This is a genomic window from Synechococcus sp. R8-2 (assembly GCF_047461715.1).
Classification (GTDB): Bacteria; Cyanobacteriota; Cyanobacteriia; order Thermostichales; family Thermostichaceae; genus Thermostichus.
The window spans coordinates 1-10,082 of sequence record NZ_JANSHQ010000451.1 but is presented as its reverse complement, the minus strand read 5'-3'; the positions used below and the strand labels follow the sequence as shown (position 1 = coordinate 10,082).

The following is a 10,082-nucleotide window of genomic DNA, read 5'->3' as shown; positions in this document are numbered from 1 at the left end:
GGCATCTACCGCACCTGGACGGCCCTGGGCAATCCGGTGGCGGCGGCTCAGCTTTCGGCGCTGCTGTTGCTGCTGGTGTTGCTGCTGATAACGATGGAGCAGGTCTCCCGCCGGCGGGCGCGCTACTATCGCCAAGGGTTCAAACCCACCCCAACCCGTTACCGCCTACAAGGGATCCGGGCGGTGGGGGCTTGGCTAGCCTGTGGGATCCCGATTGGGCTGGGCTTCGTCGTGCCGGCCTTGATCCTGCTCCACATGACCCTGCGGCAGGGGGAGTTGGGTCGCCGCTTTTGGAGCTACGCCCAGAACAGCTTTTGGCTATCCACCATCACGGCTATCATTGCTGTTTCCGTGTCGGTGGTGGTGCTTTACGGGCTGCGCATGCAGGGGCTAGGACGGGCGGGATCCCCGTGGGGCCTGCGGCTGGCAGTGCAGTTGTCTTCTCTGGGCTATGCGCTGCCTGGGGTGGTGATTGCAGTGGGGGTTCTGATTCCCCTAGGGTGGTTGGATCAACTGCTGAGCTACCTGCGGCAGGTGGTGCTGCAACAGCCACCTGGCCTGGTGATCAGTGGCACCCTCACGGCTTTGGTGTTCGGCTACCTGGTGCGGTTTTTGGCCGTGGCTTTGGCCACCGTCGAGGCCACGCTGCTGCGCATTCCCCCCAGTTTGGATGAAGCGGCCCGCAGCCTGGGACAGGGATCCCTGGGCACCCTGTGGCAGGTGCATTTGCCCTTGATGAGGGGTGGCCTCTTGGGGGCTATGCTGCTGGTATTTGTGGATGTGATGAAGGAGCTGCCGGCCACGATGGTGCTGCGGCCCTTCAACTTCGACACCTTGGCGGTGCAGACCTACCGTTTGGCAGCCGATGAGCGTCTGGCGGAAGCAGGGGCACCGGCCTTGGCCATTGTCTTGGTGGGGATCTTGCCGGTGGTTCTGCTCAACTCCCAGATGGCGCGACAACGCAACCTCGGCTCCTCAGGGGATCTCCTTTGAGAACCCTACAAGGCCTCCGCTCCGGCCACCACCTCCAGGATCTCCTGGGTAATAGCCGCCTGGCGAGCTTTGTTGTAGGCAAGACCCAGCGTGCGAATGAGCTCGCTGGCATTGTCGCTGGCGTTGTTCATGGCCGTCATGCGAGCTGCCAATTCGCTGGCCGCCGCCTCCTGCAAGGCCCGTAGCAACTGGTTGTTCAGGTACAGCGGCAGCAGTGCATCCAAAATCTGCACGGGATCCTGCTCAAAGATCATGTCCTGAGGTGGGGCCGAGACCGCTGCGATGACTTTGCTGCGCTCGACAGTAAACTCTCCGCCCCGCACCAAAAGACGAAAAATTTCATCGTCTTGAGTGGCCAACCGCGACGGATCGAGGGGCAACAGGGATTGCACCACCGGACGGGAGCTGATCAAAGAGACAAAGCGGGTATAGAGCAGCTCTACCTTGTCCACCTTCTCCGACAAGAAGGCCGAGAGGAGCTGATCCCCAATCTGGGCAGCCTCAGCCGCCGTGGGGATCTGCGACAAATTCACGTAGGTCTTGGCGATGGGAGCGGAGCGCCGCTGGAAATACTGCACCGCCTTGCGGCCCACCAGGTAAAGCTGCACCTGCTGCCCTGTCTCCTGCAGCTCGCGAACCCGCTCCTCGGTGCGCTTAATCACGTTGGCGTTGTAGGCTCCGCACAAGCCCCGATCCCCGGCCACCACCAACAGCCCCACCGTCTGGATGGGGCGCTGCTTCAGCAGAGGCAAGTTGACATCTTCCAGCCGCAGCCGAGTTTGCAGCCGATAGAAAACCTGGGCCAGTCGGTCGGCAAAGGGACGGGTGGCCATCACTTGCTCTTGGGCGCGCCGCACCCGAGCTGCTGCCACCAGCCGCATGGCCTCGGTAATTTTGCGGGTGTTTTTGACCGCTTTGATGCGATCGCGGATGCGCTTGAGGTTTGCCATAACCTACTCCCTCTATTTAAGGACTCCGTCCTGCTAACGCGAACGGTGGTTGACAGGGATCCGCGTCAGGCTAGGCCGCCTTGGCCACGAAGCTCTGCTTGAACTCTGTGATGGCCGTTTTCAAGATTTCTTCTGCCTCGTCGGTGAGTTGCTTGGTGGAGAGGACGATCTCGCCATACTTGGGATGGGTGGTGCCCAGGTAAGCCAAAAGGCCCTGTTTGAAGCTGGAGACCTTCTCCACCGGAATGTCATCCAAATAGCCTCGCGTCCCCGCATAGATAATGGCCACCTGCTGATCCAGAGACAGGGGAGAGTACTGTGGCTGCTTCAGCAACTCCTGCAGCCGTTGGCCGCGGGCCAACTGCTTTTGGGTAGCCTCATCCAGGTCAGAGGCAAATTGGGCAAAGGCCTCCAGATCGCGGTATTGCGCCAGTTCCACCTTGATGGAGCCAGCCACCTTTTTCATCGCCTTGGTCTGAGCTGCCGAGCCGACGCGGCTGACGGAAATCCCGACGTTGATGGCTGGGCGGATGCCAGCGTTGAACAGATCCGATTCCAAGAAGATCTGCCCATCGGTGATGGAGATAACATTGGTGGGAATGTAGGCCGACACGTCATTGGCCTGGGTTTCCACGATCGGCAGCGCCGTCATGGATCCCTCTCCCAGTTGGCTGCTCAGCTTGGCGGCTCGCTCCAATAGCCGCGAGTGCAGGTAGAACACATCCCCAGGATAAGCTTCCCGACCGGGTGGACGGCGCAGCAGCAGCGACATTTGCCGATAAGCCACCGCCTGCTTGGAGAGGTCGTCATAGACCACCAGGGTGTGTTTGCCCTGGTACATGAAGTATTCAGCAATGGTGGCGCCACAGTAGGGGGCCAGCCACTGCAACGGGGCCGGGCTATCGGCGCCGGCAGCCACCACAATGCTGTAGTCCATAGCCCCTCGCTCGGTCAGGATGCCCACCACCTGGGCGATGGTGCTCTGCTTCTGACCAATGGCCACGTAAATGCAGATCACATCCTGCCCTTTTTGGTTCAGGATTGTGTCCACAGCAACGGTGGTCTTGCCGGTTTGGCGGTCGCCGATGATCAGTTCCCGCTGCCCCCGCCCGATGGGGATCAGGGCATCGATGGCGGTAATGCCGGTTTGCAGGGGCTCGTACACAGAGCGGCGATCGACAATGCCAGGTGCCGGAGATTCGATCAGGCGAGACTCCGTACACTGGATCGGGCCTTTGCCGTCGAGGGGGTTGCACAGGGGATCCACCACGCGGCCCAAGAGGGCTTCCCCCACCGGGATGCTGGCAATCTTGCCCGTGGATTTGACGGTGGATCCCTCTTGGATATTCCGCCCGGAGCCGATCAGCACGGCACCGATGTTGTCTTCTTCCAGGTTGAGGGCAATACCGGTGGTGCCATCCTCAAATTCCAGCAGCTCGCTGGCCATCACCTTATCCAAACCGTAGATGCGGGCGATGCCATCCCCCACCTGCAGAACTGTCCCCACATTGGAGACCTGCATCTCCTGGTTGTACTGCTCGATCTGCTGTTTGATGATGGTGCTAATCTCGTCTGGGCGAATGGTAGGCATAGCAGTCCTCTCAAGTAATGGGAAGGGATCCTCAAAAACCAACTTAGGCCAACTGCAAGGCCAGCCGGCGCAACTGTCCACGCAAGCTGAGGTCGATCACCTGGGATCCAATCTTGATGACCACCCCTCCCAGCAGCTCTGGATCCTGAGCAGTTTGCAACTCCACGCCGCTGGCCCGCGTGAAGTCCATCACCCGCTCGCGAATTGACTGCTGCTGAGCTTCCGTCAAGGGTATCGCCGTCGTCACTTCGGCCAGGACGATGTTCTGGAGCTTCCGCTGCAGATCCAAAAAGCGCCGGCAGGCGGCCCCGAGAAACATGATACGGCGGCGGTCGGTCAACAACTTCAGCGCATTCAGCAGCAGAGGGTGGATCTGATCGGCAAATACTTGCTGCAGCAGGTTCTTTTTGGCCTCGGCCTTGATCACCGGGTTGGCGAGAAACTGGCCCAGCTCCGGCGTAGCCCGCAAAACCTCGGCAATAAAGCGCATATCGGCGGCAAAAGTGTCCAGCAATCCCTGGCCTGACCCAAGAGCAATGAGAGCCTCGGCATAGGGATCCACCACCTTCTCAGCCATTGTGCTGCTGATCATACCTTTCTCCTCCTTGAGAGTTAGCGGGCAATCATTTGGATCCCTTTCTCGATCAGGCTGCGGTGGGTCTCTTCGTTGAGGTGCTGCGGCAGCTCCTGCTCCACCTTGCTCAAGGCTTGGCGAACGATCTGCCGACGCAACTCCTGAAAAACCCGCTCCTGCTCGCTAGACAACTCTTTCTCGGCATTGGCCCGCAGCCGCTCAACTTCCCGCTCCGCCTGCTCCAACAACTCTTGCCGACGGGCTTCGGCGTTGGCTTCCGCCTGCTTGCGGATACGTTCAGCCTCCTGCTGAGCCTGGGCCAGCTTTTGCTGCTCCTCCGCCAGCTTCTCGATGGCTTCCTGTTTGCGCTGCTCCGCCTGCCGCAGTTCTTCTAGGATCCCCTCCCGCCGCTTGGCCAGGGCTTCTCCCACCACTTTGCGACCCAAGATAAACAGCAAGGTGAGAATGATCGCGATGTTGATCAGGTTGCTCTCGAGAATCTTGGCCAAGAGATCCCCCTCTCCTGCCTTGGCTTCTGGGAGTAGCTCCGTGGTCTCGGCCACAGCCAAGATCCAACCGGCCACCCAACTCCACACAGGCATCGCAAGCTCCTCCAAAAGTACTTCCAACCAGCGATCTAACGAGCACTGCCCAACAGTTTCTGGGTAATCTGGGCGGCAATGGCATCCACCTGCTGCTGCAGCTGTTCGAGGGCTGCCTGCTTCTCTTGCTCGACCTGTAGCCGCGCCGCCTCCAGCTTCTGCTGGATCTCTGCCTGCACAGCAGCCAGTTTCTCGGAACGAATGCGAGCAGCTGCAGCCTCTGCCTCAGCGATCACCTGCTGGGCTTGCAAGCGGGCCTGGCTGATCTCAGACTCATACTGTCGGGTCAACGACACCGCCTTGTCCAACCGCTCTTGGGCTTCCGCTTGAGTGGTGCGGATGTAGTCGTTGCGGCTGTCGATAGCCCGCGTAACCGGCTCATAGAAGAGGGAGTTGAGCACTGCCACCAACAGCAAAAACTGAATGGCAATCAGGGGCAGGGTGGCATCCAGATCGAAAAGACCACCTTTTTCAGCCGCTTCAACAGCCAACAAGGTTGGAAAGAACATGACGTTGCAACCCCAACAGGAACTGAGTCTGAGATGGAGCTGGGTGAGGGGGCGGGCGGATGGGTAAATCAATGCAGTCCGCCCCCGATGAGAGTTAAGCAAAGGGGTTGGCGAACAAAAGCACCAGCGCCACCACCAAGCCGTAGATGGTCAAAGCTTCCATGAAAGCCAAGCTGACCAGCAAGTTGCCGCGGATCTTATCTTCCGCTTCGGGCTGACGGGCCAGCCCCTCCATGGCGGCAGCGGCAGCATTCCCCTGACCCAGACCGGGACCCAGGGATCCCAGGCCAATGGCCAGAGCAGCAGACAAAACAGAAGCAGCAGAGGTTAACGGATCCATAATGAGATGCTCCTTGTCATTCACAAACCATCGATACAAAAGCAACAGCGCTTTTCAGCCTTGGGATGATCCGGGCTCAGTAAATCGACCTCGCTCACCCCTTTGTCGGCGGCCTTCAGCATAACTTGTCGGCCCCAACAAACCTTACCAGAGAAGGGATCCCTTGCGCTGACCCCCTTGAGATGATTTTCCCGAAAAGGGCCAAGGTGGATCGACCGAACAGCGGCCTCAATCACGGTGATCCCCTCCTCCATGACCTTCCAGCGCCTCTCCAATGTAAGCTGCCGAGAGGGTTGAGAAGATCAAAGCCTGAATCGCCCCTGTAAACAGGAACAGAACCATCACCGGCACTGGGATAAACAGGGGCACCAGCAGCACCAGCACCGCTATCACCAGCTCTTCCGCCAGGATGTTGCCGAACAGACGGAAACTCAGGGAGAGGGGCTTGGTGAAATCTTCCAAAACGTTGATGGGCAGCAGAATCGGGGTAGGTTCGATGTACTTTTTGAAATAAGACAGCCCCCGCTTGCTGATGCCGGCCACGAAATACATGATGCTGGTGAGCAGCGCCAACCCGGCAGTGGTGTTGATGTCGTTGGTGGGGGAGGCCAACTCCCCTTCCGGCAGGGGAATTAACTTCCAGGGGAAGAGGTTGCCCATCCAGTTGGAGACGAAGATGAACAGGAACAAGGTGCCGACATAGGGTACCCAGGGCCGGAAGTTTTTCTCGCCAATCTGGGCACGGGCAATGCTCTGCACAAATTCCAGGGCATACTCGACAAAGTTTTGCAGACCAGCCGGCTCCCGCTTCAGTTGACGGGTGCCCAAGATAACCACCGTCAAGATCAGGGCAATGGCGATCCAGCTGGCGATCAAAACCTGCCCGTGAACCGTGAATTTGCCCAGGTGCCAGTAAAGGTGATGGCCGACCTCGAGTTCTGCCAAAAGAGGAGGAGAGGAGAAGGACAGGTTCATGGGCATCACACAGAAGAAGATGAACGGGTCAAGGTCTGGACAAGATGAATGAGCAGGGTGACCTTGTAGGTCATGAACCCCAGGAAAATGGGCAATATCTGTAAAGACTTCACCTGAGTGGCTAAAACGATCAGCCCGACAAACAGAGCCAAACGCGTCACCCCCAAACGGTTGCGGCTTTTGCCCAGCTCCGCTACGCCGCGGCCCAGCATGCGCAGATAAACCACGCCAACAACTGCCCCCAGCAAGTAGTTGGCAGCTACCCCCAGAGAGTAAACCAGGGCCACTCCCACGGCAATGGCCAGACTTACCCCCAAGGTAACCAGCACCAGCCACAGCTGCAGCGCTTCATAGCTCCCGCTGCCAGCAACTGCTGCCCCCCTAGCTCCACCCTTCACGTTCCCTGGCAAACTAGGCTTCCCCACGGCAGGTGGTGACTCCGACGTGACCAGATCCCTTGTCTCTTCCTCCTGCTTTGGAGAAAGAGGTGCATCCTCCAAGGGAGGCAGTGGTCTGGGCTTCCACTGGGTCGCCTTCCAGCGGGCAGCGTTGTGAGAGAGGAGTCTGGAAGAACGGGCCATGGTTTCGAGGTCATGCCTCTCGAGATTTAACCTTAACCCAAGATAACACGATTAAGTAACAATACTTAACGAGATTAAGCCGGGTCAAGGTCTGAAGGGAACTCGGGTCGTCGCTCAGACAGGCAGCCAGCCTTCCGAACGACAGGGATACTCCTCTGAGGATCTAGCTAAGAATCTACCACTTTCGCGGATCGGTAGCGGCAAAATGGAAAACTTTCTGAAACCTCCTGGGTGTAAAGTTTTGCTGGGGATGGTCAGCAGGCGTTAACATTCCGTAACTCTCTGTGTCCCGTCCTGGATCCCCCAGGTTTCATATACTAAGGGGCAGGAGTGGCAGAGGGTGAGGATGACTCCCCAGAGTTGGCTGGTGGATGCAATCTGGCTGGACTACCGCTTGGCAGTGGCGCTGACGGTGGTGATGCCATTGCTGCTGCTGATTTGGGCTTTTGCGGTGGGGTTGCGGCCCTTGATTCAGCTATTGATCGTTTATTGGCGGGTATCGAGCCTCTTGGCGGTGACGGTGTACCTGATGATTGGGGGCCTGCCCGTCAGCTTTCTCAGTGGAGCAATGGCGCGGCTGTTGATCTTGGTTTGTCTTTGGTTTTGGCGGGACTGGAGTGCTGCTCTCGAGCAGTCGAGAACCTGGGCGGCGCGAGCCTTTTTGCTCTGGCGGTGGGGCCTGACTGGTTATATGGGGGCCGGGATCCTCTTTTCGGGGGCCTTTGTGCCCTGTGCTTTCCGCACTTCTCTGCCGGAGGAGTGCCGGGCTTGGTTTGGGCCACCGCTGGGGTTTCGGGAGATCTTCCATCCCAATGTATCGCCGGAGCTGCTGGGGAGCGTGGGGGCCTGGGGGCTGGTGGCCTACCTGCTCTACAGCCTCTACTTTGTCTGGCGGCTGCGACCCGGAACTGATAAGGGGGAACTGGAAGCATGAGGGCCCTGCCTTGGCCCTTGGCCTTGGAGCGCTATAGCCAAGACCACCCGCAAGAGGTGCTGCGGGTGGAGGTGGAAAGCGAGGGAGAGTCTGATCTGGTGCTGATCTACCGCGGCTACAGCAGCTCCTTGCGCCGACCCACTCCCCCCGATCCCGAAGCGGCGGTGATCCCTCCCCAGGCCCGCTTTTTGCAGTTGGAGCGCTTGGCTGCCCCCTATCACCCCGATCGCTCACGGGTTCTGGCTGTCTATCGCAACTGGGGAGAGCTAACAGCATGGCTGGCCCAAGAAGGGATCCCAGTGACGGAGTAAGGGATCCCTGGCACCTACCGCCCCACAGGACTGGGTTGCCGCTGGAGGATGGTGTATTCTGCCGGCTGCAAAAGCGAACGTCCTGTCATTTCGGGGGGCTGAGGCAGGCCCAAGATCTCCAGCAGGGTGGGGGCCACATCAGCCAAAGTGCCGTTGGAGCGCAACTTGACATCGCCGCCACAGCCGGGGATTTTGCGCCTTTCCCCCTCCACCAGAATGCAGGGAACGGGGTTGGTGGTGTGGGCCGTCCAGGGGTTGCCGTTCTCATCCCACATCAGCTCTGCATTGCCATGATCCGCCAGGATCAAAGTAGTGCCTCCCGCATCTACCACTGCCGCCAGCAACCTGCCCAAACAGCGATCTACCGTCTCCAAAGCGCGGATGGTGGCTTCGTAGTTGCCGGTGTGGCCCACCATGTCGGGATTGGCATAGTTGAGCACCACCAGGCTGTATTCGCGGCGGGCGATGGCCTCTATCGCTTTGTCGGTCACTTCCACTGCCGACATCTCCGGCGCCTGGTCGTAGGTGGTCACCAGCGGGCTTTGCACCAGGATGCGATCCTCACCGGGGAAGGGCTGCTCGATGCCGCCGTTGAAGAAGTAGGTGACATGGGCGTATTTTTCCGTCTCGGCAATGCGCAATTGCTTGAGGCCGGCCTCGCTCACCACTTGGCCCAGCAGGTGATCCAGGTTCTGCGGCTTGAACAGCACCTGCACCGGCAGCTCCGCCTCGTACTGAGTCATGGTGATGAAGGTGAGATCCGGCAGCAAGGGGCGTTGAAAACCCGAAAAGTCTGGGCAGACAAAGGCTTGGGTAAGTTGGCGGGCGCGATCTGGGCGGAAGTTGAAGAAAAGCACCGCATCTCCCGGCTGCACAGCCCCCGGAGCCAGGCGGGTGGGCGGGATGAACTCATCTGTGAGATCCTGGGCATAGAAAGCTTCCATCACCTCCGCGGCGCTTTGTCCACGGCCAGGGCCGTCTTGGGTCATGATCTCGTAGGCCTTTTGGGTGCGCTCCCAACGGCGATCCCGATCCATGGCGTAGTAGCGTCCGCTCAGGGTGGCGATGACGCCATTGCCCAGCCATTGCAGCTCTTTTTCCAGGGCGGCCAGAACTCTGGCACCATCGCGGGGCAAGGTGTCGCGGCCATCGGTGATGGCGTGGACATAGGCCGGAATCTCAGCCTGGGCCGCCAGCTTGAGCAACCCATAGAGATGGTCGATGTGGGAGTGAACCCCCCCCTCGGAGCAAAGGCCAACGAAGTGAAAACGGCCCCCTCGCTCTCTGAGCTGGCGACAAACTTGCATCAACAAGGGATCCTGGAAGAGGGATCCTGTCTCTATCGCGTCGCTGATGCGCACCAATTCCTGCGGCACCACCCGCCCTGCCCCCAAGGTCAGGTGCCCGACTTCAGAGTTGCCCATCTGTCCTGCCGGCAGGCCCACGGCCCGACCCGAAGCTTGCAGCAGGGTGTGGGGATAGGCAGCCCAAAGGCTATCCAGGACAGGGGTTTCCGCAGCCAGCACCGCGTTGCCATCGAGAGCATCCCGATAACCCCAGCCATCCAGGATCACCAAAACCACAGGTGCTACCGATTGCGAATCCATGAAATGGCCTCTCGTTTTATTTAAGACATAATACCAGCCCAGGCAACACGATACCGGATCTTACATTTGCACTCAAGATTTCAATATTATCAATCTTCTTTTGAGAGGATAAGGA

12 protein-coding genes are annotated in these 10,082 nt (G+C 59.2%); 3 read left to right on the top strand and 9 right to left on the bottom strand.

The window, feature by feature from the left end:
• On the top strand, window positions 1-993 hold a 993-nt coding region (locus tag NW819_RS10800; protein WP_414413739.1), incomplete at its 5' end, for an ABC transporter permease.
• Between the two features lie 5 nt (window positions 994-998).
• Here NW819_RS10800 and NW819_RS10795 read toward each other — a convergent pair.
• From NW819_RS10795 to NW819_RS10760, 8 genes are all read right to left on the bottom strand, one after another.
• A complete protein-coding gene (locus tag NW819_RS10795) occupies window positions 999-1,943 on the bottom strand; it encodes a F0F1 ATP synthase subunit gamma (protein WP_414330493.1) in 945 nt (314 codons plus the stop codon).
• A gap of 70 nt (window positions 1,944-2,013) precedes the next feature.
• Entirely contained in the window at window positions 2,014-3,534 is a 1,521-nt protein-coding gene (atpA, locus tag NW819_RS10790) for a F0F1 ATP synthase subunit alpha (protein ID WP_011434218.1), read from the bottom strand.
• Window positions 3,535-3,577: 43 nt separating this feature from the next.
• Entirely contained in the window at window positions 3,578-4,126 is a 549-nt protein-coding gene (atpH, locus tag NW819_RS10785; RefSeq protein ID WP_414413738.1) for an ATP synthase F1 subunit delta, read from the bottom strand.
• 20 nt (window positions 4,127-4,146) lie between these two features.
• Entirely contained in the window at window positions 4,147-4,710 is a 564-nt protein-coding gene (locus tag NW819_RS10780; RefSeq protein ID WP_414349845.1) for a F0F1 ATP synthase subunit B, read from the bottom strand.
• A 35-nt stretch (window positions 4,711-4,745) separates the two neighbouring features.
• Entirely contained in the window at window positions 4,746-5,219 is a 474-nt protein-coding gene (locus tag NW819_RS10775; RefSeq protein ID WP_011434221.1) for a F0F1 ATP synthase subunit B', read from the bottom strand.
• Between the two features lie 94 nt (window positions 5,220-5,313).
• A complete protein-coding gene (atpE, locus tag NW819_RS10770) occupies window positions 5,314-5,559 on the bottom strand; it encodes an ATP synthase F0 subunit C (RefSeq protein ID WP_011430931.1) in 246 nt (81 codons plus the stop codon).
• 228 nt (window positions 5,560-5,787) lie between these two features.
• Window positions 5,788-6,534: a F0F1 ATP synthase subunit A gene (gene atpB / locus NW819_RS10765; RefSeq protein ID WP_414413737.1), complete on the bottom strand. Its 747-nt coding sequence runs from the start codon at window positions 6,532-6,534 to the stop codon at window positions 5,788-5,790.
• A gap of 5 nt (window positions 6,535-6,539) precedes the next feature.
• Entirely contained in the window at window positions 6,540-6,944 is a 405-nt protein-coding gene (locus tag NW819_RS10760; RefSeq protein ID WP_414413736.1) for a hypothetical protein, read from the bottom strand.
• Between the two features lie 517 nt (window positions 6,945-7,461).
• Between NW819_RS10760 and NW819_RS10755 the strand changes: the two genes are divergently transcribed.
• Entirely contained in the window at window positions 7,462-8,049 is a 588-nt protein-coding gene (locus tag NW819_RS10755) for a DUF3177 family protein (protein WP_011434226.1), read from the top strand.
• Window positions 8,046-8,360, top strand: coding sequence for a hypothetical protein (locus NW819_RS10750; RefSeq protein ID WP_414330481.1), 315 nt, complete (start codon window positions 8,046-8,048; stop codon window positions 8,358-8,360). The genes NW819_RS10755 and NW819_RS10750 overlap by 4 nt, the downstream gene beginning before the upstream one ends.
• Before the next feature lie 14 nt (window positions 8,361-8,374).
• Here the strand turns inward: NW819_RS10750 and gpmI are convergent, their stop codons facing one another.
• A complete protein-coding gene (gpmI, locus tag NW819_RS10745) occupies window positions 8,375-9,967 on the bottom strand; it encodes a 2,3-bisphosphoglycerate-independent phosphoglycerate mutase (RefSeq protein ID WP_414413735.1) in 1,593 nt (530 codons plus the stop codon).
• Window positions 9,968-10,082 lie beyond the last annotated feature (115 nt).